Genomic DNA, 24,812 nt, shown 5'->3' on the forward strand with positions numbered 1-24,812 from the left:
CGAGGGCTCCACTGTTGAGGTTCGGCGGCCTACCGGATTGCCGGGCCTGCCCCGGAACGCCAGTCGTTAATCCGCTTGCGGATGCTAGGCACCATGGGAAGGCCATCCATCTCGCCCGGGTCGAACCAGGCCACCTCGTGGGACTCGTCGGACACACGGACCGTGCCGCCGATCGGTCGGGCGCGCAGGCAGATGGAGAACTCCTGGCGCACCTCGCCGTCGTCGTAGGCGAACACGTGGCCGGGGTTGGTGTAGGTGCCCACGATGCCGGTGATCTCGACATCGATGCCGGTCTCTTCGCGGGTCTCCCGGATGCCGCAGTCGGCGAGTGACTCGCCGAGTTCCATCTTTCCGCCGGGCAGGGCCCACATGCCGTTGTCCGTCCGTCGCTGGAGCAGGACGCGGCCGGCCTCGTCCACAACGACCACGGAGGCTGCCGGTACCAGGCTGTTGGGCTTCGGGGCGTTCGGGTCGTCCTCGTAGTCGCGCCTACCCATGCTGCGCTCCCTCCCAGATGTTTCGTCCTCGGGACCAGAGTTCTTCCACGTGATCGGCGAAGCGGTCGAACATGCCGTCGGCCTGGCTGCGCCGTAGATGCATCATCGGTGAGTCGTGGCCGACTCGGCGGGCGAGAATCGGCGTGACGATCATCTCATCGTCGAAGCGGAACACCGACAGGTTGACGTGGCCGGTTTCGAAGCGGCCTTCGATGTTCCCGACCTCGCGCAGCCGCTCCAACTCGCTTATCGTCACTGCGATGCGCGTGGACAGGGTGAGCGGAACGTCCTCCTCGTCCTCGCGCGCACGAGTGACCGGGCTGTCGGGATCGCCGATCAGGAACCTGACCCGACAGCCGGCCTGCGCCTTGCGGCGAAGCGCGCCCGCCAGGTTGGCCTGCTCCAGCCAGAGGAAGTAGTTGGTGTAGCCCGCGAATGTCAGCTCGTGCTGGGCCTTGGTGATCAGAGAGCGCCACAGCGATGCCGGGGCGGCTGACCGGTACGGGAACACCTGGATGACTTCGCGGTCGGGGCCTGTCTTGAGTGCCGAGCGCACGGCGGTGGGCCACACGGCAGCCTCCTCCTCTCCCAGTGCCTCGCAGGCTGCCCACCGGTGGCGGGCGTGTGGGATACGGCTGGACTCGGAAATCCATCGGCTGACGGTCTTGGCGTCAACGCCGCATGCCTCTGCGAGCTGCGCTTCAGTCATCTTGGCATTCGCCATCGCGCGCCGGAGAGCATGGTTCACAGTTCGCCTCCTGGACCCATGGGGGACGGGACGAACCATAGCGGCGAAGTGTCCCAAACGTCCTGCAAACGCGGTAGGAACGCCCTGACGTGCGGTGGAGTATCGGGAGTGTCATCGAGACCCGTTGCTCCATGGAGGGCGGGTTCCCTTTGCGGTCCCCTCGCATGGCGAAGGTGACCTCGGGGTGCCCAAGCTGGAGCGCGCTGACGTCTCGCCCGAACAATCTTTCTCAGAGGGGGCTTTGACGTGCCCGAGATGCTCACACGACCGCCCGCCCTTGTGGGTGAGGAGTCGTCGTGGTTACCGCGCCACCGGAAGTCGTCGGGTGCAGCGCGGGGGCGGCTGCGAGCCTTCCTCTCCACTATCGACAAGAACGAACGGCTCCTGGAAGTGGGCGAGTTGGTGATCTCCGAGCTGGTCGCCAACGCGGTGGAGCACGCGCGAACGCCGCCCGGCAGGTTGATCGAAGTGCGTTTCGAGATGGTCGCCACCGATCAGCTGCGGATCGAGGTACATGACGCGAGCAGTGAGCATCCGGTGATCCGGCCGCTGGCCGGTGACGACGACGAGTCGGGGCGGGGCCTGTGTCTGGTCGAAGCGCTGGTGACGGCGTGGGGCTGCTGCCCGCGTCCGGGTGGTGTCGGGAAATTCGTGTGGGCTCTGATCGGGCCGGTGGAAGGGAAGTCATGACAGGGGACAAGCGCCCCGTGCTGGTGCAGGTGGCGCGCTGCCACTACTGCGGTGCGGGGATTCGGACGGCGGCGGCGCGGTTCGTTGTGGTGGGTGGCCGGATGCTCGCAGTGCATCGTCGTCACCCGCGTCGTACGGGTGAGGTAGCGGCATGAGGGGCGCATCGGTGGCCGGCGGGCGGGCGGTCAGCACTGGCGCCCCTGCGGCCGTGCCCGCGCCAGCCGTGCGGCAGGTAACGGCGGGGATCGATGGGGTGATGCCCGCGGCGTCCTTCAAGGGGGCGCCGGAGGCGGTTGGGGCGTTGCTGGAGGTGGTGCGGATTCTCCCGCTTTCTGTGCAGCACCGTCAGTTCGTCGAGGGCTGCCTTGCTGGCGGCTTGGCGCTGGAGGTGATCACTCGGCGACTGGAGCGCGTGGGTGAGTTTTCGCTGATGGTTCGCCTGGTGGACGTGAAGGGCGACACACCCCGATGGGTGGAGCATCCGCTGCGGATCACGGTGGTGGGGCGGTGATCGGGCGGTGACGTCTGAGCGGCCCTGACCGGGGCGATCACAACTGAAGACTTGCCGGACCACCCCGTTTCCTTGGCGGGTGAGGGGTGGTCCGGCGGGAGTTAACCCGGTGCCGATGGTACCGGGCTCGTCGGCATGTCTGTACACAGATGGCGCCCGTTGACTTGTGGATCAGGGGAGTTGAGGGCGGTTGTACGGGGATGGCGACTTCTTCGGGGAGTTGGCGGCGGACCTTGATCCGGATGCCTGGGTGTGGCTGCCCGGGGTGGACTACGCGACCGGGTGGCGGGCGGCTCGCGTGGCGGCGGACGCGGTGAATGCTCTGCTGGCGGTGTGTGGGGTGGAGCGGTCGCAGCTGCGGGCGATCGCGGACACTGATGCGCAGGGCCGGGGCGTGGTGCGCCTGGAGGGCGTGGCCGGGGGCTGGCTGAAGCTCGAAGAGCTGTTGTGCCTGGCGGCGCATGTTCGGCGCGAGGCTGCCTGAAAGACGGTCGGTCGCCGTCGCGTCGGGGCAGCTTGGCGCGGGGCCGGCGGGGGGAGGCTTTGGGCGGTGTCCTTGCGGGGTTGGGGTTGGGCATGGTCGGGGGGCCGTAAGCTGGCCCGCGATCTCGGGCAGGCTTCTGGGCCTGACCGCAATTTGGCCGAGTGGCCCCCCGTCCTTGCCCGACGCGGGCCCCGGCCCGGCAAGGTGCGTAAAGCCTCGCCGCGCGGCCGCCCCGGCCACCGCGCGGCAGCGGACCTTAGCCCGCTCCGGAGCCGCACTTAGCCTCTCGTGCTCCGGCAGGCTCGCGCCAGGGCGGCCCGGCCGCCCGGCCCGGAACGGCCGCAAGGCCGCATGCCCGGCCGGGGCGGCAAGGGCCGCCCGGCGGCGCGTAAGCGCCGCCCTTGAGCAAGTGAAGAAGATATGCGACAGCGGGCCACGATCAGCCGATTCTGCTGACTGTGGCCCGCTGTCTACCAGCGCCATCCCTTAGGAGGCTACTGGAGGGGCGAGTCCGGCCCTGGGAGTCGGTAGGTCTTCTCCCGTTCCACCGCTTCGACACCGTCTACGTGGGTGAGCGCGGCAAGGCGGTCTTGGGCGATCACGCCAACGACGGTTCCAATGCTTGGCTGCTCCGACTTGATTTTCAGGCCAGCCGAGCGCACGGCCCTGACCGCCTCGGGGAAGCGGTCGGCATCGAGCAGCACTAGGACGTGCACAGCAGCGTCATCAGCCACTTGGGGCGAGTCATGCTTCATGAGGCGCATGTTGTTCTCCTGCCTGCTCGATGCTTGATGCTCTCACCCCAAGGGGGCTTGCACCAGCCCGCTACCGCCATCTGGTTCAGAGAGCCCCATCGGGCGGGCGTTGCTCTTTAGGAGGTTCTTGATCTCTTGTGCGGTCCAGTTGGTGCCCTTCTGCTGCCAGAATAGTGCGGCTACCCCAGCAACGTGCGGCGTAGCCATGCTGGTGCCCGAGAGACGGCGGTAGCCGCCTCCAACCGAGGCGGAAAGCACATCGACCCCAGGGGCGACCAGGTCAATCGTCCCGCCGTCTGGGTTGAGACCGGCACACGAGAAGGGCGCGATGGTCCGATCGCGGGCGATGGCGCCCACGGCAAGGACGGACGGACAGTTCGCCGGGTGTCCCACAGGCGCGATGAGGAGAGGACGTTCGCTCTCATTACCTGCCGCCGCCACGATGAGCGTGCCGCGCCGCAGAGCTCTCCGGGCGATTCCCTCAAAGATCACGGAGTATGCCTCGTCCGGGCCAACCGGCTGCGAGAGTGACATGGACACGATCTTTATGTTCTTCTCGCGAACGGCCCAGTCGATCCCAGACAGAACCCACCCTTCCTCGCCCCACTCTTGGTTGCTGAGGACCTTGCCGACATAGATTTCAACCTCTGGTGCGACACCGTAGCGCGGTCCACCCGCCGGCACCTTGGGGCCGCACGCTGTTCCGACGCAATGGGTTCCATGTCCTGACGGGGATCCGTCGTCCACGACTTCCTCAGGGACGAAGGACTCTGCGCCTGCGATCCGACTTGAGAAATCTGGGTGATTCAGATCTGCACCGGTATCGAGTACGGCAACCCCTACTTGCTGGCCGGTGTACCTTGTCTCGGTCCCTAGAACCTCCTGGACTCCCCAGGTGACGCGGGACTCGTCCCACTCTGGCGCAGGTATGGCCTGAGCGCGTTGAGGCCCCGACTGCCCAACGGTGCCGTCGATCGGGCCTGTAACGCGGTAGATCGCGTCAGCCACCCCATCCTGATAGCCACGTAGGTAGTCGTTCGTTGGTGCCGCGTAGAGCACCCTCTCGGGCTCAACCCGCAGTAGCGAGGGAACCGCCGCAACAGCAGTCCTCAGGGCTCCTCGCTGGTCCGGATTGGCTTCTACGATGGCCACGCCGAGATCGTCCAGCACGACCGTGCCTGCCCCGCTGAGCGCTTCAGCCCTGGAGCTGGCGTCCATACCTCGCACGTGCTCTGCTGAGGCGAGTCCAGCCCTGGAATGCAGGGCAGTCAACCCGCGTTCCATGTCATCCGTGTCCAGCAGAACGAGAAACCTGCCGGTGTTCCTACGAGACCTGGTGACGCTTGCATCTGCCATCGGGGCTAAGTCATTGATGCCGCTCATCGTCTGCCCTCTCGATCGGCCCGCCTTGCCATGGCATTGGACGGGGCCCGGAGATCGTGATTGAGAGCGAGGAGCCCATCTACAGAGACCAAGCTGATGCGCCCAGCGATCCATCGGTCGGCATCGCTTGTTGTGCGGGTGGGCCTTGGCCGTCGTCCTCAAAATCAGGATATGCGGTCGGTTGGCTTCCCTCGCTCTGGGACCGGCACGGGCTGCGGCGGATCCGCCTCCACGGGCAGATAGGTCGGCTTGCTCATCGCACGGCCTTGGTGCGGCGCGCCCGGCCAGGTACATCCCGGACCTCGACGACGTACGCGAGTCCGGCGCTCTCAGCCCCGAGGCGAGTCTCTTCAAGCATCAGCGCCCGATGGTCGGTCCGGTCGCAGGTGACGCGGTGGACGACCAGGAGCGCGGCGGCCTCGGAGAGGTGCAGGGCCTCGCGTTCGTCGGGCTGGGGAATGCGGGCGGTCACCTGCTCCCGCCACGTCAGGTCGTGGCCTGCGGTGGCGAGGATGGCGTACGCCTTGGCCGGGACCACCGTGGGTGTCTTGGCGAGCGGGGTGCCCTCGATGCGTTCCATGGGCAGCAGGAGGCGGTGCAGTGCGCGGGTGCCGGCGGCGGGGTCGATGATCAGGCGATCAACGCCGATCATCATCTCGCCCTCGTCCATGTCCAGCAGCGGAGCGGTGACCGCGTCGGTGTGGGTGCGGTAGACGGCCGGTTCTTCGCCGTCCTGGAACCAGGTGTCGGTGGGGGTCTCGTAGCGGGTTCCGTGCTGGGTGATGGTGCGCTCGATGGCGGCGCTGGGGCCGTGGATGGTGGCGCGGACGAAGGTGCCCCGGCCCTGCTTCACGTCCAGTTGGCCTTCGTTGCGTAGGGCGGCGACAGCGAGGCGGACGGTTGGTCGGGAGACGCCGTAGGTCTGGGCAAGGTCGGTTTCGGTGGGCAGCTGGGTGCCGGGTGGCCATTCACCGGAGGCGATGGACTGCCTCATTGCCGCTGCTACCTGCTTGTGCAGTGCCTCGTTGCGGATGATCGCCATGGCTGCTCGAACCCCTTGGTGCGGGCGCCGGGGTGGCCCGCTGCGTGTCGTCGTGTGTGTCGGGAGTGATCGTTTGCCCAGCTCGGGCCGCGTGTAGTGAGTCTGTCGTCAGACGCTATGCGTTAAACGTAAGCATGAATCGCTTGCGCCTGGGCGTCAAGGAAGGGCATCATCAGGGCAGCAAAGGTAAGTACGTTTGACGACTGTCGTCATGCGGCCTTTGCCTGCTCTAGGAGTGTGCTCGTATGCAGTCGATCCCTGTGGATGGAACCCGGCTCGGCACGATGACCTGCATCGTTGCCCCGGAGGCGCGGATGGCCAACCGGGAGACCGGGGAGGTGCGCAAGGACCGGGAGGGCAACACGGTCTACACGGTCGGCGTCGCGGTGCGGCAGGAGGGCCGCCGGGCCTCGGTCGTCGAGATCAGCGTGTCGGGCGAGCCGGTGGGCGTCGTCGAAGGTGTGCGGGTGAGCGTCACCGGGCTGGTGGCGTTCTCGTGGGCGATGGGCGACCGGCACGGCCTGTCCTTCCGTGCGGACGCCATCACCCCCGCTCCGGTCGCCCCGGCTGCTTCCTCGGCTCCGGCCGCCACCGGGCGTAAGGGTGGTGACGCGTGAGCGGGCAGACCCGGGTGCGCCTGCGTTGCTTGCTGTGGGAGCTGGCCAACGTGGGTGAGGAGATCGACCCGTTCGCCCCGGATTCCCACGGCGCCCCGCTCTTCGCGCACATCGCCACGCTCGCCGACCTGGCCGCCGGCTACGCCCGCGACTTGGAGATCGACGCGCACAACTGGGCCGCTGAGAACGGAGATCTCGCGTGATGGCTATCCCGCTGCTCTGGCTGGGACTGCTCGCCCTGGTGCTCGGCCTGCTGATCGCCGCCCCGGCGCTCCGGCGCAGCTACCCCTACGTGTGGTGGTGCCTGCTCGGCTACCCGCAGACGCTGTTACGGATCTGGTTCACGTGGCGGCGGCTGACCACCGCGACCGGTCTGGCGGTGCCCCGGCGTCCGGCGCGGGCCCTGCTGGGGGACATGGTCGTCAAGGGTGACCCGCTCAAGCCGGTGCCGCCGCGCCTTCGGATGCCGAGGCTTCAGCGGGGCGGCCTCGACGTGACGGTGAAGCTGCACCCCGGGCAGGTCCCGGAGCACTTCATCGCCTTCGGTGAAGCGATCACGCACGCCTGGCGGGTCCACTCGGTGCGGGTGGTGTCCGGCGCCCGGGGCTTCGTCACGCTGACGGCGCTGGCGTGGGATCCGTTGGCCTCTCCCCTGGTGCCCTACCAGCTGCGGGAGCGACTGCTGCGGGCGGTGGTCGGCCTGCTGGAGGACGGCCGCGCGTGGGTGATCGACTTCCGCCGGTGCCCGCACTGGCTGATCGTCGGCGCGACGCGGTCCGGCAAGTCCACCCTGGTCGCCGCCCTCGTCAAGCAACTGGCCCCGCAACGGGTCGCCCTGTTCGGCATCGACCTCAAGGGCGGCATGGAACTGTCCCTGTTCGAGTCCCGGTTGTCCGCCCTGGCATCCACCCGAACCGAGGCAGCTCACCTGCTCGCCGAGCTCGTCACCGAGGCCGAAGCGCGGATGGCACTGTGCCGCTCGGTCGGCGCCCGGTCGATCTGGGAACTCCCGGACAAGCTCCGCAAGGTCCCCATCGTCGTGATCGTCGACGAGGTGGCGGAGCTGTACCTGATGGCCACCCGGGACGAGAAGGCCGAGGTCGGGGAGATCTCCACGAACCTCCTGCGCCTGGCGCAGCTCGGCGCAGCCCTGGGGGTGCACCTGGTGATCGCCGGTCAGCGCGTGGGCTCCGACCTCGGCCCCGGCGTGACCGCGCTCCGCGCCCAGCTGGCCGGCCGGATCTGCCACCGCGTCAGCGACTCGGGCACGGCGGAGATGGCCCTCGGCGACCTCAACAAGGACGCCCTCACCGCAGCGCAACAGATCACCCTCGCCGAACAGGGCGTCGCGATCACCGTCAGCGAGGACGGCCAGTGGACCCGGGCCCGCTCCATCCACACCACCCCCGAACAAGCCCGCCGCGCCGCCAAGAAGTACGCGCACCTGGCCCCCACCTGGCCGGGCCTGAACCAACCCGCCGACACGGAAGGCGTGTACCTGTGACCGCTGTCGTGATCGTGCTCCTGACGCTCGTCACCTACCTCCTGGTGCGCTCCGGCGAACTGCGCACCTGGCACGTGGTCCTGGTCGGCGTGCTCGGCATCTACCTCGACCACATCCACTGGGCCGACCCGATCATCTACGTCGTCACCTGGCTCGCCCAGGGACTCACCCACTCCACCTGACCCCCAAGAGAGACGTGATCGCCATGACCACCAGCCCAACCACCCCCGGCGGCCCAACCCCGGTCCGTCGGACCCCCAGACGCATCCACGCCGCCCCCGGCCCGGCCCCCTTACCGGGCGCCCGGCCGGGGCCCGGCCAACCCTGGCCCTGGAGACACCCCCCATGACCCCGCCCGGCAACCCCTGGACCGACCCCACCGCGCGCCGCGCCCACCTCAACCAGGAGGCGCGGCTACGCACACTGCCCGACATCGACCGCGACCTGGTCCGCCTCGGCCAGACACCCGACCTCAACCGCTGGATCGAACAGATCCGCGCCACCGGCGGCTGCGCCAACCCGATCTACCTCACCGGACACAGCACCACCCGGGACACCGCCACCGGCCAACTCCTGCGGCACTACTCCACCGCGACCGAACCCGGCGGACGCCTGGCCATCCGCTGCCGCAACCGCCGGGCCACCCGCTGCGCACCCTGCTCGCGCGAGCACTCCGGCGACACCTTCCACCTGGTGCGCGCGGGCCTGACCGGCGGCAAGGGCGTACCCGACTCGGTACGCACCCACCCCCGGCTGTTCATCACCCTCACCGCCCCCTCATTCGGCGCCGTGCACCGAGCCGGCCAGTGCCACCCGGTTCGGCGCGGACGGTGCGAGCACGGCGGGCGGCACGGCTGCGGCCTGGAGCACCCGGACACGGATCCGCTCGTCGGTCAGCCGCTGTGCCCGGCCTGCTACGACTACGTGGGCCACGTGCTGTGGAACGCGGCGGCCCCCGCGCTGTGGAAGGCCTTCCGGGACAACCTGTACCACCACCTCGCCACCCGCGCCGGTGTCGGCCGCACCGCCGTCCGCAAGCTGGTGCGGGTCTCAGCCGCCAAGGTCGCCGAGTACCAAAAGCGCGGCGCCATCCACTTCCACGCCGTCATCCGCCTCGACAGCCCAGACGGACCCAACTCCCCGCCCCCGACCTGGGCCACGACCAATCTCCTGCTTGAGACAGTCCGTACCGCGGCCGCCGTCGTGGCACTGGCCCCGCCGGACTCGGCCGCCTACGCAGACACGCGGCTCGGCTTCGGCACCCAGCTCGACGCCCACCCCCTCACAGGCGGGGACGGCGGCCGGATCACGGATGAGGCCGTGGCGGCCTACGTCGCCAAGTACACCAGCAAGAGCGTGGAAGCAGCCGGGGCAGTCGATCGCCGCATCGACTCCCTGGCGGACATCCGCGCGCTGCGCGTCACCCCGCACGTCCGGGCTCTGATTGCGACCGCCTGGCGGCTCGGCGCCCTGCCGGAGCTGGAGCACTTACGGCTGCGGGCCTGGGCCCACATGCTCGGCTACCGGGGCCACTGCCTCACCAAGACCCGCGCCTACTCCACCACCTACGGCCAACTGCGGGCCGACCGCGCCGAACACGCCCGCACCCTGGCCGGCACCCGCGAACTCTTCGCCGACCGGGACGACGCCGCCACCACCGAGACCGCCTGGCGCTTCGCCGGGACCGGCCACACCCCCGCCGAAGCACTCATCGCCGCCGGAATCGCCGAAGACATCGCCACGAACCGCGAGACCGCACGGGAAGAACTGGCATGCTCTGGCCCGCCCCAGGAGCCGAGGTGACCGGGCGCCGCCAGGATGAGGACAGGGTGCGGCGCCTTCCGCGCAGCCGCCCATGTTCCAAGACGAGCTTGGTGGCGTCGGTTCGTCAGTCAGTAGCTCAGCTCATTGAAACTGAGATCGTCATCGTGGACCAAGACGGCAATGAGGAGCCGTACCACCCGGACAAGCTATAGGCGAGCGCGGCCGTCACCATGTGCCGATGGCCGCGCTCACCCATCGTTCCTAGAACCTGACGCCGAAGTCGTCCTCCTTCACAACGAGACGAGCCTTCACGTCCTTCGGGATCATGAGCTTGAGATGGATGGACGGCTGCCGCTGGCCGGGGACCTTCGTCCTAGCGACCGCGCACTTGATGCCGACACGCAGTAGGTCCGCAGACATGGCCTCCATGCCTCCCTCCTCCCAGTGCTGCCGGAAGCTCTTGCCGTTGGCGGCGTTCACCCACCTGTCCTGCGTGGACTCCGGGTCGATGGCGCTCAGGTCGCTGATCAGCTGGTCCAGCGTCTCTTCTGCCTGTTGGCGGGTGAACGGACTCCGGTCGAAGCGTCCACCGGGTTCCAGGCCCTTCATGTAGTAGCTGACAGACTCCTCCAGCCGCTTCTTGTTCTTCAGCGCCTCGGCTCCCTTCGCGTACTCCCTCACGAGAACCGGCTCGTCCCCGAGCACCTTGAGCACGTCCGTCACCAGCGCGGAGTACAGGACATCCGGGTTGTTCACCCCGGGACCCCCGGCCTTGCAGCCGCTACACCGCATGTACCTGTAGCGAACGCCCTTGGTGGTGGTGACCTGGACGGTGAGGTTGGTCTTGCAGTCCTTACAGATCAAGACGCCCAGGAACCTGGAGGCGCCTCCCTCCTGGCGGGCGGGCTGGTTCCTGGCTCGGGTCTCAAGGTCCTTCTGGAGCTGCGTGAACTCCTCCTCTGAGAAGATCGGCTCAGCAACCTTGATCGGCTTGCCGTCCTTGCCCAGGACGAGCTTGGACTTGCGTCCAACACCGCTCTTGTCCTCTTCTACGCGGTATCCCATGAGCGCTGGATTCTTGAGCCGCCGGAGCAGTGTCGATGTGGTCAGCCCTTTGGCGTCGGGCACACCAGCCCGTTTGATGATGCGTACCATCTGGGAAGCGGAGATCTTCGACGCCCGGCGGTGGCACCAGCGCAGCACCTTGCAAGCCGTGTCATCGAAGGCCAGCACGGTCTTGCCGTCCTCGCCTTCGGCGGTCACGTAGCCATAGGCGGGCTTGCCGACCAGCCAGTCACCTTGGGTCTTGGTGTAGTCCCAGAGGCTCGTGACGCGGGTGGAGGTGTTGCTGGCTTCGATCTCGGCAAGACCGCCAATCAGCGTGACCATGATCTTTCCGACCACGGTGGACAGGTCGATCGAGTCGTTCTTGGAGACGAGGTTCTTCCCGTACTTAAGGCACCAGTCGATCATCGTGCTGAGGTCTGAGAGCCGGCGGACGAAGCGGTCCATCTTCCAGAACAACAGGACGTCGAACTCAGGGGCCCGGTTGTTGAGCCAGTCACCGAGTTGCTTGCGCTTCCACGGCGGGACCTTCGTGGCGCTGACGTTCAGGTCGCTCGCAACGCCCACCACCCGCACGCCCATGTCTCGCGCCAGGAGCCGAAGGTCAAGCTCCTGGCGGACAGGAGACGTGGTCTCGTCGGTGAGAACCGACAGTCGCACGGACAAGAGGGCCCGTGGTGCGTCCTCGGGAAGTTGTGTCTCGGCTCGCTTCAGCTCTTCCAAGAGCTTGCGATCTGCCGGAGACCACTCCGTCTCCACGTCGTACTGCGGCTGCTGCCGCTCAGCCTTGGTCTGCGCCTGTCGCCCCATGTATACGGAGGGTAGTTGCGATTGTTGAGTCATGTCCATATGCCCGCAGATGGACACCCAGATCCAGATCGGCCCGACCGGCAAGAAGCTGCTGCCGCTGACGGTCGTCAAGTAGCGGTCGTCAAGGCGCGGTCGTGCAGTAGCGCGAACCCTCCACGAATCCCCGGCCAGACGCCTCCGGCCGGGGATTCGCGTTCGGCCAGGGGTGTGACCTGGGGCGGAGCGAGGCGGGTGCGCGGACGCGTACCCTTGGTGTGACAGAGTCCGGCCAGAGCCAGCAGGCGTCGGCCGGACCGGGAAACTGACTAAGGACTGAGCGACCTGGCACGCCGTACGCCCGACGGTCCGCCGCCCGCGCCGACGGTGCAGCGCATCCGTCTCCGCTACACCAAGCGCGGCCGGCTGCGCTTCACCAGCCACCGTGACTTCCAGCGCGCCTTCGAGCGCGCACTGCGCCGCTCGGCCGTACCCATGGCCTACTCGGCCGGCTTCACCCCGCACCCCAAGGTGTCCTACGCCAACGCCGCCCCCACCGGGGTGGCTAGCGAGGCGGAGTACCTGGAGATCGGCCTCGCCGAGATCCGCGACCCGCAGGCGCTGCGGGCCCAGCTCGACGAGTCGCTGCCGGCCGGCCTGGACATCACCGACGCCGTCGAGGTCCGCACCCCGAACTTCGTGGAGCGTCTGGAGGCCTCGGAGTGGCAGGTCCGCCTGGACGGGGTCGGGCAGGACGAGGCCGCCGGCGCGATCGCGCTCTTCCTCGCCGCCGAGCGGGTCGAGGTCGAACGCCTGACCAAGAACGGTGTCCGGGTCTTCGACGCGCGCGGCGCGGTCGCGGTACTCGAACTGCTCCCGCCGCAGGTCGACAGTGGTCCTGACACGACCGCTGAGGGGCCCCGCGATGTTCGGACGGGCCGTGGCTGTGCGATACTGCGCCTGGTAGTACGACACGCCACACCCGCCGTACGACCCGACGACGTATTGTCCGGTCTTCGTGCGACGGCCGACCTCGCGCCGCCGGTCCCCGCTGAGGTGACCAGGCTGGCGCAGGGGCCGCTCGACGAGGAGACCGGCACGGTGACCGACCCGCTGGCGCTCGACCGCGCCGCGGCCCCGGCCGGCCCTGTTGCGGCCGCCGAGCCGCGCGCAACCGCGTCCGCCTAGCGGGCGGAGGCCCGGGTCCAGAGATCTGGACCGTCCGGCCCTCCAGGCCCCCGCGGCTCCCCAGGGGAGCGAGCGTCGTCGAAGCAAAGGCCGGCCTCCTGCGGCCCGCCGACCCCGATGGTCGGTGGGCCCGGGACCCCCTCCGGGAGCCACCCGGGTTGGGGGACGGCACAGCTTGGGAAGACCTGAGAAGACTGGCCAGACCAGAAGACTTTCGACACCCCGCAGAGTGCGGGGCGCCGAGCGAGACTACGAGCCCCTGTGCGGCCTCGCGTCCGCGCGGCGGCACCGTTGAGGGTCCGGCCCGAGCATCGGACGATGCCGGCCGGCCACCGGTGCCGCGCCGTGCCCGGATGTGGAGCCCGGGGGCCTGACGGGAGATCCACCCGCATGCTCGATAACACCGATCCGCAGCAGGCTGCGGCAGCGGACAACAACGAATCCGGCACCGAGGGCGCGTCCGCCGCGCCCCCGCGTCGCCGCCGCCGTGCGGTCTCCCGCCCGGCGGGCACCCCGCAGGGTGCCGCGGCGGGGACCGCCGAGACGGTCATCCCGGCCGAGCCGGTGGCCGAGGCCACCCCGGCTCCGGCGGCCGAGGCCGTGACCGTGGCCGAGGAGGCCCCGGTGGCGGAGAAGCCCGTCCGGGCCCGCCGTACCCGTAAGCGTGCCGAGGCCCCCGCCGGGGCGCCGGAGGCCGCCGAGGTCGTGGTGGCCGCGCCGGCGGCCGAGGCCGTGACCGTGGCCGAGGAGGCCCCGGTGGCGGAGAAGCCCGTCCGGGCCCGCCGTACCCGTAAGCGTGCCGAGGCCCCCGCCGGGGCGCCGGAGGCCGCCGAGGTCGTGGTGGCCGCGCCGGCCGCCGAGCCCGTGGCCGCGCCGGCCGCCGAGGCGCCCGCCGCCGAGGAGGCGCCGGCCGCACCGGCCCGTCGTACCCGCCGTCGGCGTGTGGTCGAGGCCGCGCCGGTGGTCGAGCCGGTGGTCGAGGAGACCCCGGCCGCCGAGGAGCCCGCCGAGGAGGAGGCCGCCGAGCAGGCCGCCGAGACCCCGGCCCCCGCGCCGGTCGTGGAGCCGGCACCGGCCGCGCCCGCCGTCGAGCCCGAGCCGGCCCCCCGGGCCCGCCGCCGCGCCGTGCGTCCGTCCACCGCCATCTTCCAGGCCCCGGTCTTCCAGGAGCCGGCGCCGTTCGTGGCCGCGCCCGCGCAGCCGGCCGCCCCGGTGGCGCCCGCCGCCGCGGCTCCGGCCGCCCCGGCCGCGTCGAGCGCCCCCGCCGCGCCGGCCGCCCCGGCGGAGGAGGACGAGGAGTTCGAGTACAGCGGTGTCGGCCGCCGTCGCCGCACCCGTACCCAGGTCCGGGTGCAGACCCCGACCCGCCAGCAGAAGCGCGGTGCGCAGGCCGCCGCGCCGGCCGCCCCGGTGGCCGCGCCCGCGCCGGTCGAGCAGCCGCCCGCGGCGCCCGCCGCCGCGCCGGCCGAGCCGCGCGCCGAGGCCGTCACTGCCGGCCCCGAGCAGGAGGGCGAGTGGGAGGAGGACGGTCGTCCGTCCCGTCGTCGTCGCCGGGGTGGCCGTCGCCGTCGCCGCGGTGAGGCCGAGGACTTCGAGCCGGAGACCCAGGAGATCGAGCAGCCCGACGAGGAGGCGGCCGAGGCCGTCGCCGAGGAGGAGGACGAGGACGACGACCTGGCCGGTGGCCTGGCCTCGTCCCGCCGTCGCCGCCGTCGCCGTCGCCGCAGCGGTGAGACGGGCGTCGAGGTGGCCGCCGAGACCACCGAGGACGGCGTCCGCACGGTGGTGAAGGTGCGCGAGCCGCGCCGCCGCTCCACCGAGCCGTCGTTCGACCCGGACGAGGTGCAGTCCATCAAGGGCTCCACCCGCCTGGAGGCCAAGAAGCAGCGCCGCCGTGAGGGCCGCGAGCTGGGCCGCCGCCGGGTGCCGATCATCACCGAGGCCGAGTTCCTGGCCCGCCGTGAGTCGGTCGAGCGGGTCATGGTGGTCCGCCAGAACGGCCTGCGCACCCAGATCGGCGTCCTGGAGGACGGCGTGCTCGTCGAGCACTACGTCAACAAGGAGCAGGCCACCTCGTACGTCGGCAACGTCTACCTGGGCAAGGTCCAGAACGTGCTGCCGTCGATGGAGGCCGCGTTCGTCGACATCGGCAAGGGCCGCAACGCGGTGCTGTACGCCGGTGAGGTCAACTTCGGTGCGCTGGGCGGCCACGGTGGCCCGCGCCGGATCGAGTCGGTGCTCAAGTCCGGCCAGTCCGTGCTGGTGCAGGTCTCCAAGGACCCGATCGGCCACAAGGGCGCCCGTCTGACCAGCCAGATCTCCCTCCCGGGCCGCTACCTGGTGTACGTCCCCGAGGGCTCGATGACCGGGATCAGCCGCAAGCTGCCCGAGAACGAGCGCGCCCGCCTGAAGCAGATCCTCAAGAAGATCGTCCCCGAGGACGCGGGCGTCATCGTGCGCACCGCCGCCGAGGGCGCCAGCGAGGACGAGCTGACGCGTGACGTGCAGCGCCTGCAGGCGCAGTGGGAGGAGATCCAGAAGAAGGCCGCCACCGGCAACGCCCCGGCGCTGCTCTACGGCGAGCCCGACATGACCGTCCGGGTCGTGCGCGACATCTTCAACGAGGACTTCACCAAGGTCATCGTCTCCGGCGACGAGGCGTGGAAGACCATCCACGAGTACGTCGGCGGCGTCGCCCCCGACCTGGCCGAGCGGCTCCAGCGCTGGACGTCCGACGTGGACGTGTTCGCCACGTACCGGATCGACGAGCAGCTGATGAAGGCGCTGGACCGCAAGGTCTGGCTGCCCAGTGGCGGTTCGCTGGTGATCGACCGGACCGAGGCGATGGTCGTCGTCGACGTCAACACCGGCAAGTTCGTCGGGCAGGGCGGCAACCTCGAGGAGACCGTCACCCGCAACAACATCGAGGCGGCCGAGGAGATCGTGCGGCAGCTGCGGCTGCGCGACCTCGGCGGCATCATCGTGATCGACTTCATCGACATGGTGCTGGAGTCCAACCGCGACCTGGTGCTGCGCCGGTTGCTGGAGTGCCTGGGCCGGGACCGGACCAAGCACCAGGTGGCCGAGGTCACCTCGCTGGGCCTGGTGCAGATGACCCGCAAGCGGGTCGGCCAGGGCCTGCTGGAGTCCTTCTCCGAGCCGTGCGTGCACTGCAACGGCCGTGGCGTCATCGTGCACATGGAGCAGCCGACCGCCCCCGGTGGCGGCGGTGGCCCGGTGGGCACCTCCGGCGAGGCCGCGTCGGGTGGCGGCAAGCGCCGTCGCCGTGGCAAGGGTGGCGCCGCGCACGAGGAGCCGCTGACGGCGGAGGCCGTGGGCGAGGACCACGAGCACGAGCACGAGGAGTTCGAGCTCGTCCCCTCCGGTGAGCAGCCGGAGTTCGAGGCCCCGCAGGCGGCGGCCGAGGCTGCGGCGCCGGCGGAGCCCGTGGTGGCCGAGCCCGAGCCCGTGGTGGAGGCCCAGCCGAGCCTGGTCGAGATCCCGGCCACGCCCGCCCCCGGTGGTCGTACCCGCCGTCGTGCGGTGCGCAAGGCCACCGCGCCGGCCGGCGCGCCGGGCGAGGCGGAGATCGTGGTCCTGCAGGCCCGCGCGGACGCGGCGATGGAGGCCGCGCTCGCCGCGGCGCCCAAGGCCGCGCCGGCTGCCGAGGCCGTCGTGGCCGAGCCGGTCGCCGAGGCCGCCGTGGCTGTGGCCGAGGTCGAGCCGGAGGCCGTGAGCGCCGCGGCGGAGCCCGAGGCCGGCGAGCCGGCCGAGGCGCCGGCCCCCGCGGAGACGGAGGCGGAGGCCGAGGAGGCTCCCGCGCCGAAGAAGCGGGCCCCGCGCAAGGCCGCCGCCAAGAAGACCGCTGCCAAGAAGACCACGGCAGCCGTCGCCAAGAAGACCACCGCCCGCAAGACCGCGACCAAGCGGACGAGCGCGGCGGCCAAGAAGGCAGCGGCCGCCGAGGGTGATACGGCGGCCGAGTAGGCCCATCGTCCGGGGCGGGTGGGAGACCGCCCGCCCCGGACGCGTACGGCCCGGTTTGCCCCAGGGGCAGCCGATCCGTATTCTTGAACATCGGCGTGTCTACGCCATGCTCCCGAGCAGATCACCTCCCGATCCCTTCCTGGGAACGGGGGAGGCCGCCTGTGTCCGTACCCAGGCGGCTGGCATCGAGAGTTCCGACCGAGTAACAGGAAGCAGGTACCGCATGTACGCGATCGTTCGCGCCGGCGGCCGCCAGCACAAGGTCGCCGTCGGCGACGTGCTGGAAATTGACCGTGTTGACGTCAAGCCGGGTGACTCGGTCGAGCTGTCGACCATCCTGCTTGTCGACGGCGAGGCCGTCACCAGCGACCCGTGGATCCTCGCCGGCGTGAAGGTCCACGCCGAGGTCGTCGACCACACCAAGGGTGAGAAGCTCGTCATCCTTCGCTACAAGAACAAGACCGGCTACCGTCGTCGCCAGGGCCACCGCCAGCGTCACACCGCCGTCCGCATCACGAGCATCGACTCCGCGAAGTAAGTAAGGGGATAGCGAGATGGCACACAAGAAGGGCGCAAGCTCTACCCGTAACGGCCGTGACTCGAACGCCCAGCGCCTCGGCGTGAAGCGCTTCGGCGGCCAGGTCGTCAGCGCCGGCGAGATCCTCGTCCGCCAGCGCGGCACCCACTTCCACCCGGGTGCCGGCGTCGGCCGTGGTGGCGACGACACCCTGTTCGCGCTGACCGCCGGTGCGGTTCAGTTCGGCAACCGTCGTGGCCGTCGCGTCGTGAACATCGTGGCCGTCGAGGCCTGATCTTCCTGACGTCGCATCAGCGACACTGGTAAGACTTCTGGAGGGTGGACCGGAATTTCCGGTCCACCCTTCACGCTTTATCCGGGGCGGTTCGTCCGCTTTGACCCACATTTTCCTAGCTGGAGGCCAACCCAATGACCACCTTCGTGGACCGCGTCGAACTGCACGTCGCCGCGGGTAACGGAGGCCATGGCTGCGCCTCCGTGCACCGGGAGAAGTTCAAGCCGCTCGGCGGGCCCGACGGCGGCAACGGCGGTGAGGGCGGCAGCGTCATCCTCATGGTCGACGCCAACATCACCACCCTGCTCGAGTACCACCACTCGCCCAAGCGCAAGGCCACCAACGGCAAGCCGGGCGCGGGCGGCCACCGCACCGGCTCCACCGGCGAGGACCTGATCCTCCCGGTGCCGGACGGCACCGTGGTGCTCGACCGCGAGGGCAACGTGCTGGCCGACCTGGTCGGCCATGGCACCAGCTTCGTCGCCGCCGCCGGCGGCCGGGGCGGCCTGGGCAACTCCTCGCTGGCCTCGGCCCGCCGCAAGGCCCCCGGTTTCGCGCTGCTCGGCGAGCCCGGCGAGGCCCGCGACATTGTGATGGAGCTCAAGTCCGTCGCGGACGTGGCGCTGGTCGGGTACCCGAGCGCCGGCAAGTCCTCGCTGATCTCGGTGCTCTCGGCCGCCAAGCCGAAGATCGCGGACTACCCCTTCACCACCCTGATCCCCAACCTCGGTGTGGTCACCGCCGGTGAGATGGTCTACACCGTCGCCGATGTCCCCGGCCTGATCCCGGGCGCCAGCCAGGGCAAGGGCCTGGGCCTGGAGTTCCTGCGCCACGTCGAGCGCTGCTCCGTCCTGGTGCACGTGCTGGACTGCGCGACGCTGGAGCCCGGCCGGGACCCGCTCACCGACCTGGAGACGATCGAGGCCGAGCTCGCCGAGTACGGCGGCCTTGAGGACCGTCCGCGCCTGGTCGCGCTCAACAAGGTCGACGTGCCGGACGGTCAGGACCTCGCCGACATCACCCGCTCCTCGCTGGAGGAGGCCGGCTACCGCGTGTTCGAGGTCTCCGCTGCCTCCCGCAAGGGCCTGCGCGAGCTGAGCTTCGCGATGGCGCAGATCGTCGGCGAGGCCCGCGCGGCCAAGCCGGTCGAGGAGAGCACCCGGATCGTGCTGCGGCCCAAGGCCGTGGACGACGCCGGCTTCACCGTCACCGAGGAGGACGGCGCGTACCGCGTGCGGGGCATCAAGCCCGAGCGCTGGGTTCGCCAGACCGACTTCTCCAACGACGAGGCCGTCGGCTACCTCGCGGACCGTCTGGCCCGCCTCGGTGTCGAGGACCAACTCTGGAAGGTCGGCGCGCACGAGGGCGACACCGTCATCATCGGCCCCGACGAGAACGCCGTCGTCTTCGACTGGGAGCCGACCATGGCCGCGGGCGCCGAGATGCTCGGCCGCCGTGGCGAGGACCACCGCTTCGAGAGCCCGCGTCCGGCCGTCGACCGCCGTCGCGAGAAGCAGAAGGGCCGCGACGCCGCCGAGACGGAGTTCCTGGCCTTCGAGGCGCTCTCCAGTGGCCGGGCGGCCGTCGAGGGTGACGACGACGAGGACTACTGACCTGGCCGCCGGGGCTCCGATGCCCTGACGCCCGGTCAACGCCGCGGCCCCTGCCCCCCGTTGTGGGGGGCAGGGGCCGCGGCGTCGGTCTGCGTACTAGCGGGGCCGACGGTTGCCGCGGTTGCTGCTGTTCCGGCGGCTGCGGAGGATGCGGCGGTTCTGCCGGATCACTTGGACCAGGAGGCCTGGAGCTTCAGCAGGTCGTTCAGGTCGCTGTAACCCACGCTGCTGACCGTGTTGCCGGTGAGCGAGACGATGGCGCAGCCCTTGACCTCGTTGCCCTTGGCGAAGCCGTGGAACTTCGCGCCGGTGCACTTGGGCACCGGCTTCGCCGCGTTGCCGGCCGGCCAGCCCTTCTGCCCGTTCTGGTCGTACACCGCGAACTTCGAGTCCGGTGCGGTGAAGGACAGGCTGGCGTCGCCGATGTTCTTCATGGTGTAGCTGACGTAGATGAGGGTGCGGCCCTCCAGTCCGGCGGTGGTGTCGCCGGCGGCCTTCAGGTCGTCGACCGAGCCGGTCTCGTAGCCGGTGACGGTGACCTGGAGCTTGGTGGCGACCTTGGCCTGCTTGTCGGCGAAGTCGACGGTGGCCGGCTGGCCGACCTTGACGGGTGTGGCGGCGGTCGGGGCCTTACCGCCGCCGCTGCCACCCGCGGCGGCACCGCCCGCACCGGCGCCACCCGCGGCCGCGCCGGTGGGTGCGGCGGTGGCTCCGGCGGTCGCGGCACCGCCAGTGGCGGCCCCGCCGACAGCGGCCCCACCTGCGGCGGCGCCGGTGGGTGAGGCGGTCGCTCCGCCGGCGGCGGCGCCACCCGTTGCGGCTCCGCCGGCAGCGCCGGCCGTCGCGGCGGTGGTGCCCGCGGCGCCCGCGGCGGCGTCGCCGGAGACGTCGCTGTTGTCCGGGCCGCAGGAGGTGAGGGTGAGGCTGACGGCGGCGGCCATTCCGGCAACCGTGAGCTTCATGGCGTACGAACGCATCGTGAGGTACTTCCTCGGGCAGCCACCCGCGCCGTCAACGGCCTGCCCATGCGGGAGTCGCCCGAACATGGGCTGAGAGATTGGACGGGCACAGCGGGCAAGAAGCCGTCCCCCGAACTGGCTATCGGTCAGGGACCTTATCAGCAGCCACTGTCCGCCCCTTACGCATCGTCAGCCTCATGGGTGAGCAGCCGGGGTGGAGTTGGTGAGAACATCGTGCGCCCGCCGTCCCCGTCCGGCGGATGGAATCCCATGCGACCGCGCTGCCCCGATCGCGTAGATTGCGGAGGAACGACGGGCCGGGCGCCCGCCGTCCCGGAACAGCGGAGGAACCAGCGCGATGAGCGACCAGACACTGCGGGAGGAAGTACTGACCGCACGGCGGATCGTCGTCAAGGTCGGATCCTCCTCACTCACCACCGCGGCCGGCGGCCTGGACGCCGACCGGGTCGACGCCCTGGTGGACGCGCTCGCCAAGGTGCGCAGCCGCCCGGACACGCCCGAGGTCGTCCTGGTCTCCTCCGGCGCCATCGCGGCCGGGCTCGCCCCGCTCGGCCTGGAGAAGCGCCCGCACGACCTGGCCCGCCAGCAGGCCGCCGCCAGCGTCGGACAGGGCCTGCTCGTCGCCCGTTACACCGCGTCCTTCGCGCGGTACGGCATCCGGGTCGGCCAGGTGCTGCTGACCGCCGAGGACGCCAGCCGCCGCGCGCACTACCGCAACGCCTACCGCACCCTCGACCAACTGCTGGCGATGGGCGCGATGCCGATCGTCAACGAGAACGACACCGTGGCCACCGCCGAAATCAAGTTCGGCGACAACGACCGCCTGGCCGCCCTCGTCGCCCACCTGGTCCGCGCCGACCTGCTGGTGCTGCTCTCCGACGTGGACGGCCTCTACGACGGGGACCCGAGCCGCCCCGGCACCAGCCGGATCTCACAGGTGGCCGGCCCGCAGGACCTCGCGGGCATCGAGATCGGCAGCGCCGGCAAGGCCGGGGTCGGTACCGGCGGCATGGTCACCAAGGTGGAGGCCGCCAGGATCGCCACCGGTGCGGGCATCCCCGTCGTGCTCACCGCCGCCAGCCACGCCGCCGACGCCCTGGCCGGCCGGCCGACCGGCACGCTGTTCCTGCGCACCGGCAGCCGGAGCGCCGACCGGCTGCTCTGGCTCGCCCACGCCAGCAGCCCGCGCGGTGCCCTCCACCTGGACGAGGGCGCGGTCGAGGCGGTCGTCTCGGGCGGGGCCTCGCTCCTGCCGGCCGGTGTCACCAAGGTCGACGGCGACTTCGCTGCGGGTGATCCGGTGGACCTTCTTGGCGAAAACGGCCACATCGTGGCGCGCGGGCTGGTCAACTTTGATGCGAGGGAGTTGCCCCGCCTGCTCGGCCGGTCCACACGTGACCTGGCCCAGGAGTTCGGCGCCGCGTACGAGCGCGAGGTCGTCCACCGTGACGACCTGGTTGTCCTGCGCGGCTGACAGGCCGCTCCGCACGGGGTGGGTGGGCCCCTGCCGTCCGGCACCGGGCGAGAAGGGGGAACAGCCGTACGCGCCGGGCCGGGGCCCCGGCCCGGCCGACGACACGACATCGCCGAACAGGAGGCCGCCGGTGGGACGCAGGGGCCAGGGAGCGCTGCCCGGAGCAACGGCGGAGCGGAGGCTGACCAGCATCGTGGGCGGGCGTACCACCGAGGGCCCGGCCGGGTCGCCGGAACCCGCCGACCCGGCCACCCCCGCCGGCTTGCCCGGACGCCGGCCCGAAGAGGCCCAACCGGTCGACTCCGTACGGGAGTTGCGGCCGGGCGGCGAGCCGCGCGTTGACCCTCCGGCGCCGGCCGAGCAGGCCAGGCTCTGGCACGTGGTGCTGAGCGTCGCGGGGCGGGAGACCTCGCTGACGGCGCTCAGGGCCGGGCTGGAGCGGCTGGCCCACGACCACTCGTTCTTCCTGACCGCGCGGTACGCCGCCGACCACGCCGAGATCCGCTACTGGGAGCAGGCCCGTGACCTGCACGACGCGGCGGCGATAGCCCTGCGGTTGTGGGGCGAGCACAAGGCCACGGCCAACCTGCCGGCGTGGGAGATCGTGGGCCTGGAGGTCGTCGACCGCACCACCTACCACAAGCGGGTCGCCGAGGGCTTCGGCGATCCGCCGCCGCAGCTGGGCGGCGTGCACCCGTACTGAACCTCATCGGGGCTCGGCTCGCCTCCGGGACGCTCTTCCTTTCGACACCGGCGCGTCCCTTCGGCCCGCTCACCGGGGGCGCGGGGCCGGGGTGTCTCACCGGCCGAAATGGGGGTCGGGGGGTGGTCGGCAGTCGTTACGCTTGGCTCATGACCAGCGACCTCGCACCCGCAGACAGCCCCGTCATCGCCGTAGCGCGCCGAGCCCGGGAGGCCGCCGCCGCGCTCGCCCCGCTGCCGCGCCGGGCGAAGGACGCCGCGCTGCTGGCGATCGCGGACGCGCTGGTGGCCCGTAGCGCCGAGATCACCGCCGCCAACGCCGAGGACGTCGCCCGCGCCCGCGTCGCCGGCACCGCCGAGTCCGTCATCGACCGGCTGACCCTCGACGACGAGCGGATCGCCGCCATCGCCTCCGACGTACGGGACGTGGCGGGCCTGCCCGATCCGGTCGGCGAGGTGGTGCGCGGCTACACGCTGCCCAACGGCCTGGACGTGCGCCAGGTCCGGGTGCCGCTCGGCGTGGTCGGCATCATCTACGAGGCCCGTCCCAACGTCACCGTCGACGCCGCCGCGCTCTGCCTGAAGTCCGGCAACGCCGTCCTGCTGCGCGGCTCGGCCTCGGCCTACCGCTCCAACTCCGCGCTGATCGCGGTGCTGCGCGACGCGGTCGCCTCGGCCGGCCTGCCCGCCGACGTGATCCAGCTCGTGCCCGGCGAGAGCCGCGATTCCGTTCAGGAGCTGATGCGTGCCCGCGGCCTGGTCGACGTCCTGATCCCGCGTGGCGGCGCCTCGCTGATCCGCACCGTGGTGGAGGGCTCGACCGTCCCGGTGATCGAGACCGGCACCGGCAACTGCCACGTCTACGTGGACGCCCGGGCCGACCTGGCGATGGCCGTCGGCATTCTGCTGAACTCCAAGGCGCAGCGGGTCAGCGTCTGCAACTCCGCCGAGACCCTGCTCGTCCACCAGGACATCGCCGAGGAGTTCCTCCCGCTGGCGCTGGCCGCTCTCGCCGAGGCCGGGGTGACGGTGCACGGGGACGAAGCCGTGCTGAAGGCCGCCGAGGGCTCGCCGGCCACCGTGGTGCCCGCCACGGATGCGGACTGGGAGACGGAGTACCTCTCGTACGACCTGGCGGCGGCCGTGGTGCCCTCGCTGGAGGAGGCCGTCGCGCACATCCGCCGCTGGTCCTCCGGCCACACCGAGGCGATCGTGACCACCTCGCAGGCCGCCGCCCGCCGCTTCACCCAGTTGGTCGACGCGACCACCGTCGCCGTCAACGCCTCCACCCGCTTCACCGACGGGAGTGAGTTCGGCTTCGGCGCGGAGATCGGGATCTCCACCCAGAAGCTGCACGCCCGCGGCCCGATGGGCCTGCCGGAGCTGACCTCCACCAAGTACATCGTCACTGGTGACGGCCATGTCCGGGGTGAGGCCACGCAGACCGTCGGCGGTGCGGGCGAGGCCGGCTGAGCTGCCCGCGTCACACGGGTGAGGGAGCAACTGCGAGGAGCCACAGACAAAACGCCCGCCCGGTAATAGGCTGAATCCGTGGCTGAGGATGTGGGGGGCTCTCCGTACCCCGACGACGCCGACCACGGTGGTACGGATGACGAGTTCGCCACCGTGGTCTTCGATGAGGCCTTCGTGCGGTCCGCCGCCGTGCACGAGCCGACGGCCAAGGAGCGGCAGTTGGCCGCCGCCGAGGCCCGGTTCGAGCCGGAGACGGTCGGCCCGGGCTGGAGCTACGACCTGCCGCCGGGGGACGGGCTGCCACTTGAGCTGCGGCCCTACCCGAGCGGGCTCGACGCGGACCACCTCTACCCGGATCCATGGTCGGGCCCCGGGCGGGCCGGCGGCGGGCGCCGGGCCGGCCGCTGGGGGCGTAGCGCCCGGTGGGGCCGGCACGCCACGTACGATCCGGCGCAGGCCTCGCGCGGGCGGTATGTGGCGCAGCAGCGCTGGCACCGGCCGGTCGCCTGGGTGCTTGCCGTGATCATGGGCGTGAGCCTGGTCGCGGTGGCGGTCGCGGCGGTCTACCAGGGTGCGGGCGGGGCCGGCAACGGCTCCCCACGGCGTCCGGAGACGGGCAGCAGCAGCCCCGGGGCGGGCACCTCCCCGCTGGCTCCGGAGCCATCGCTGGCCGTCATCGCACCGGCGGGCTGACCCTCGGGGGCCGGCCCGCCGGGTGCCCGGCCGGAAGTTGCGCG

24 protein-coding genes are annotated in these 24,812 nt (G+C 70.9%); 17 read left to right on the forward strand and 7 right to left on the reverse strand.

The window, feature by feature from the left end:
* Nucleotides 1–29: 29 nt before the first annotated feature.
* Nucleotides 30–497, reverse strand: a complete 468-nt coding sequence (locus tag ACIBH3_RS02820; RefSeq protein ID WP_396310046.1) for an NUDIX hydrolase — start codon at nucleotides 495–497, stop codon at nucleotides 30–32.
* Nucleotides 490–1,245, reverse strand: coding sequence for a DUF5919 domain-containing protein (locus ACIBH3_RS02825; protein WP_396310047.1), 756 nt, complete (start codon nucleotides 1,243–1,245; stop codon nucleotides 490–492). Before ACIBH3_RS02825 ends, ACIBH3_RS02820 begins: the two co-directional genes overlap by 8 nt.
* A gap of 255 nt (nucleotides 1,246–1,500) precedes the next feature.
* Between ACIBH3_RS02825 and ACIBH3_RS02830 the strand changes: the two genes are divergently transcribed.
* The 3 genes from ACIBH3_RS02830 (at nucleotide 1,501) to ACIBH3_RS02840 (ending at nucleotide 2,930) form a co-directional block, all read left to right on the forward strand.
* Nucleotides 1,501–1,935 carry an ATP-binding protein gene (locus ACIBH3_RS02830; protein ID WP_396310346.1) on the forward strand — a complete coding sequence of 145 codons (435 nt, stop codon included), beginning with the start codon at nucleotides 1,501–1,503 and terminating at the stop codon, nucleotides 1,933–1,935.
* Nucleotides 1,936–2,086: 151 nt separating this feature from the next.
* Nucleotides 2,087–2,446 (forward strand): hypothetical protein, encoded by a 360-nt coding sequence (locus tag ACIBH3_RS02835; protein WP_396310048.1) that lies wholly within the window; start codon nucleotides 2,087–2,089, stop codon nucleotides 2,444–2,446.
* Between the two features lie 190 nt (nucleotides 2,447–2,636).
* Entirely contained in the window at nucleotides 2,637–2,930 is a 294-nt protein-coding gene (locus tag ACIBH3_RS02840; RefSeq protein ID WP_396310049.1) for a hypothetical protein, read from the forward strand.
* Between the two features lie 494 nt (nucleotides 2,931–3,424).
* Here the strand turns inward: ACIBH3_RS02840 and ACIBH3_RS02845 are convergent, their stop codons facing one another.
* The 3 genes from ACIBH3_RS02845 to ACIBH3_RS02855 form a co-directional block, all read right to left on the reverse strand.
* Nucleotides 3,425–3,694, reverse strand: coding sequence for a hypothetical protein (locus tag ACIBH3_RS02845; protein WP_396310050.1), 270 nt, complete (start codon nucleotides 3,692–3,694; stop codon nucleotides 3,425–3,427).
* Between the two features lie 33 nt (nucleotides 3,695–3,727).
* Nucleotides 3,728–5,068, reverse strand: coding sequence for a S8 family serine peptidase (locus ACIBH3_RS02850; protein ID WP_396310051.1), 1,341 nt, complete (start codon nucleotides 5,066–5,068; stop codon nucleotides 3,728–3,730).
* Between the two features lie 253 nt (nucleotides 5,069–5,321).
* Nucleotides 5,322–6,110: a GntR family transcriptional regulator gene (locus ACIBH3_RS02855; RefSeq protein ID WP_396310052.1), complete on the reverse strand. Its 789-nt coding sequence runs from the start codon at nucleotides 6,108–6,110 to the stop codon at nucleotides 5,322–5,324.
* Between the two features lie 245 nt (nucleotides 6,111–6,355).
* Here ACIBH3_RS02855 and ACIBH3_RS02860 point away from each other — a divergent pair, with 245 nt between their 5' ends.
* The 5 genes from ACIBH3_RS02860 to ACIBH3_RS02880 all read left to right on the forward strand — a co-directional run bounded on the left by ACIBH3_RS02860 (nucleotide 6,356) and on the right by ACIBH3_RS02880 (nucleotide 10,034).
* On the forward strand, nucleotides 6,356–6,727 hold the full coding sequence (locus ACIBH3_RS02860) for a hypothetical protein (RefSeq protein WP_396310053.1): 372 nt from the start codon (nucleotides 6,356–6,358) through the stop codon (nucleotides 6,725–6,727).
* Nucleotides 6,724–6,930, forward strand: a complete 207-nt coding sequence (locus ACIBH3_RS02865; RefSeq protein ID WP_396310054.1) for a hypothetical protein — start codon at nucleotides 6,724–6,726, stop codon at nucleotides 6,928–6,930. The genes ACIBH3_RS02860 and ACIBH3_RS02865 overlap by 4 nt, the downstream gene beginning before the upstream one ends.
* Nucleotides 6,930–8,231, forward strand: coding sequence for an FtsK/SpoIIIE domain-containing protein (locus tag ACIBH3_RS02870; protein ID WP_396310055.1), 1,302 nt, complete (start codon nucleotides 6,930–6,932; stop codon nucleotides 8,229–8,231). The genes ACIBH3_RS02865 and ACIBH3_RS02870 overlap by 1 nt, the downstream gene beginning before the upstream one ends.
* The gene (locus tag ACIBH3_RS02875; protein WP_396310056.1) at nucleotides 8,228–8,413 is read left to right on the forward strand and encodes a hypothetical protein; all 186 of its coding nucleotides are present in this window, start codon (nucleotides 8,228–8,230) and stop codon (nucleotides 8,411–8,413) included. Before ACIBH3_RS02870 ends, ACIBH3_RS02875 begins: the two co-directional genes overlap by 4 nt.
* A 163-nt stretch (nucleotides 8,414–8,576) precedes the next feature.
* Entirely contained in the window at nucleotides 8,577–10,034 is a 1,458-nt protein-coding gene (locus tag ACIBH3_RS02880; protein ID WP_396310057.1) for a replication initiator, read from the forward strand.
* A gap of 222 nt (nucleotides 10,035–10,256) precedes the next feature.
* Here ACIBH3_RS02880 and ACIBH3_RS02885 read toward each other — a convergent pair whose 3' ends face one another.
* Nucleotides 10,257–11,870 (reverse strand): recombinase family protein, encoded by a 1,614-nt coding sequence (locus tag ACIBH3_RS02885; protein WP_396310347.1) that lies wholly within the window; start codon nucleotides 11,868–11,870, stop codon nucleotides 10,257–10,259.
* A 363-nt stretch (nucleotides 11,871–12,233) separates the two neighbouring features.
* Here ACIBH3_RS02885 and ACIBH3_RS02890 point away from each other — a divergent pair, with 363 nt between their 5' ends.
* The 5 genes from ACIBH3_RS02890 (at nucleotide 12,234) to obgE (ending at nucleotide 19,446) form a co-directional block, all read left to right on the forward strand.
* Nucleotides 12,234–13,034, forward strand: a complete 801-nt coding sequence (locus ACIBH3_RS02890; protein ID WP_396310058.1) for a TIGR03936 family radical SAM-associated protein — start codon at nucleotides 12,234–12,236, stop codon at nucleotides 13,032–13,034.
* 390 nt (nucleotides 13,035–13,424) lie between these two features.
* The gene (locus tag ACIBH3_RS02895; protein WP_396310059.1) at nucleotides 13,425–17,021 is read left to right on the forward strand and encodes a ribonuclease E/G; all 3,597 of its coding nucleotides are present in this window, start codon (nucleotides 13,425–13,427) and stop codon (nucleotides 17,019–17,021) included.
* 223 nt (nucleotides 17,022–17,244) lie between these two features.
* The gene (rplU, locus tag ACIBH3_RS02900; RefSeq protein WP_396310060.1) at nucleotides 17,245–17,559 is read left to right on the forward strand and encodes a 50S ribosomal protein L21; all 315 of its coding nucleotides are present in this window, start codon (nucleotides 17,245–17,247) and stop codon (nucleotides 17,557–17,559) included.
* Nucleotides 17,560–17,575: 16 nt separating this feature from the next.
* Entirely contained in the window at nucleotides 17,576–17,833 is a 258-nt protein-coding gene (rpmA, locus tag ACIBH3_RS02905) for a 50S ribosomal protein L27 (RefSeq protein WP_396310061.1), read from the forward strand.
* Nucleotides 17,834–17,967: 134 nt separating this feature from the next.
* Nucleotides 17,968–19,446: a GTPase ObgE gene (obgE, locus tag ACIBH3_RS02910; RefSeq protein WP_396310062.1), complete on the forward strand. Its 1,479-nt coding sequence runs from the start codon at nucleotides 17,968–17,970 to the stop codon at nucleotides 19,444–19,446.
* A 167-nt stretch (nucleotides 19,447–19,613) separates the two neighbouring features.
* Here obgE and ACIBH3_RS02915 read toward each other — a convergent pair whose 3' ends face one another.
* The gene (locus ACIBH3_RS02915) at nucleotides 19,614–20,423 is read right to left on the reverse strand and encodes a hypothetical protein (protein ID WP_396310063.1); all 810 of its coding nucleotides are present in this window, start codon (nucleotides 20,421–20,423) and stop codon (nucleotides 19,614–19,616) included.
* A 340-nt stretch (nucleotides 20,424–20,763) separates the two neighbouring features.
* Between ACIBH3_RS02915 and proB the strand changes: the two genes are divergently transcribed.
* The 4 genes from proB to ACIBH3_RS02935 all read left to right on the forward strand — a co-directional run bounded on the left by proB (nucleotide 20,764) and on the right by ACIBH3_RS02935 (nucleotide 24,768).
* Nucleotides 20,764–21,900 (forward strand): glutamate 5-kinase, encoded by a 1,137-nt coding sequence (gene proB / locus ACIBH3_RS02920; protein WP_396310064.1) that lies wholly within the window; start codon nucleotides 20,764–20,766, stop codon nucleotides 21,898–21,900.
* Nucleotides 21,901–22,030: 130 nt separating this feature from the next.
* Entirely contained in the window at nucleotides 22,031–22,603 is a 573-nt protein-coding gene (locus tag ACIBH3_RS02925; protein WP_396310065.1) for a hypothetical protein, read from the forward strand.
* Between the two features lie 149 nt (nucleotides 22,604–22,752).
* Complete coding sequence (locus ACIBH3_RS02930) at nucleotides 22,753–24,075, forward strand: glutamate-5-semialdehyde dehydrogenase (protein WP_396310066.1); 1,323 nt, start codon at nucleotides 22,753–22,755, stop codon at nucleotides 24,073–24,075.
* A 78-nt stretch (nucleotides 24,076–24,153) separates the two neighbouring features.
* The gene (locus ACIBH3_RS02935) at nucleotides 24,154–24,768 is read left to right on the forward strand and encodes a hypothetical protein (RefSeq protein WP_396310067.1); all 615 of its coding nucleotides are present in this window, start codon (nucleotides 24,154–24,156) and stop codon (nucleotides 24,766–24,768) included.
* Nucleotides 24,769–24,812 lie beyond the last annotated feature (44 nt).

The sequence above is a fragment of the Kitasatospora sp. NPDC050543 genome, assembly GCF_044457565.1.
Taxonomy (GTDB): Bacteria; Actinomycetota; Actinomycetes; order Streptomycetales; family Streptomycetaceae; genus Kitasatospora.

Bases quoted from the DNA above. Each gene is read 5' to 3' on its own strand.
- ACIBH3_RS02870 (WP_396310055.1), top strand. From the start codon at position 6,930: ATGGCTATCCCGCTGCTCTGGCTGGGACTGCTCGCCCTGGTGCTCGGC.
- ACIBH3_RS02930 (WP_396310066.1), top strand. From the start codon at position 22,753: ATGACCAGCGACCTCGCACCCGCAGACAGCCCCGTCATCGCCGTAGCG.
- ACIBH3_RS02830 (WP_396310346.1), top strand. From the start codon at position 1,501: ATGCTCACACGACCGCCCGCCCTTGTGGGTGAGGAGTCGTCGTGGTTA.
- proB (WP_396310064.1), top strand. From the start codon at position 20,764: ATGAGCGACCAGACACTGCGGGAGGAAGTACTGACCGCACGGCGGATC.
- ACIBH3_RS02895 (WP_396310059.1), top strand. From the start codon at position 13,425: ATGCTCGATAACACCGATCCGCAGCAGGCTGCGGCAGCGGACAACAAC.
- obgE (WP_396310062.1), top strand. From the start codon at position 17,968: ATGACCACCTTCGTGGACCGCGTCGAACTGCACGTCGCCGCGGGTAAC.
- ACIBH3_RS02845 (WP_396310050.1), bottom strand. From the start codon at position 3,694: ATGCGCCTCATGAAGCATGACTCGCCCCAAGTGGCTGATGACGCTGCT.
- ACIBH3_RS02860 (WP_396310053.1), top strand. From the start codon at position 6,356: ATGCAGTCGATCCCTGTGGATGGAACCCGGCTCGGCACGATGACCTGC.
- ACIBH3_RS02855 (WP_396310052.1), bottom strand. From the start codon at position 6,110: ATGGCGATCATCCGCAACGAGGCACTGCACAAGCAGGTAGCAGCGGCA.
- ACIBH3_RS02880 (WP_396310057.1), top strand. From the start codon at position 8,577: ATGACCCCGCCCGGCAACCCCTGGACCGACCCCACCGCGCGCCGCGCC.
- ACIBH3_RS02915 (WP_396310063.1), bottom strand. From the start codon at position 20,423: ATGCGTTCGTACGCCATGAAGCTCACGGTTGCCGGAATGGCCGCCGCC.
- ACIBH3_RS02820 (WP_396310046.1), bottom strand. From the start codon at position 497: ATGGGTAGGCGCGACTACGAGGACGACCCGAACGCCCCGAAGCCCAAC.
- rplU (WP_396310060.1), top strand. From the start codon at position 17,245: ATGTACGCGATCGTTCGCGCCGGCGGCCGCCAGCACAAGGTCGCCGTC.
- ACIBH3_RS02850 (WP_396310051.1), bottom strand. From the start codon at position 5,068: ATGAGCGGCATCAATGACTTAGCCCCGATGGCAGATGCAAGCGTCACC.
- ACIBH3_RS02835 (WP_396310048.1), top strand. From the start codon at position 2,087: ATGAGGGGCGCATCGGTGGCCGGCGGGCGGGCGGTCAGCACTGGCGCC.
- rpmA (WP_396310061.1), top strand. From the start codon at position 17,576: ATGGCACACAAGAAGGGCGCAAGCTCTACCCGTAACGGCCGTGACTCG.
- ACIBH3_RS02885 (WP_396310347.1), bottom strand. From the start codon at position 11,870: ATGGGGCGACAGGCGCAGACCAAGGCTGAGCGGCAGCAGCCGCAGTAC.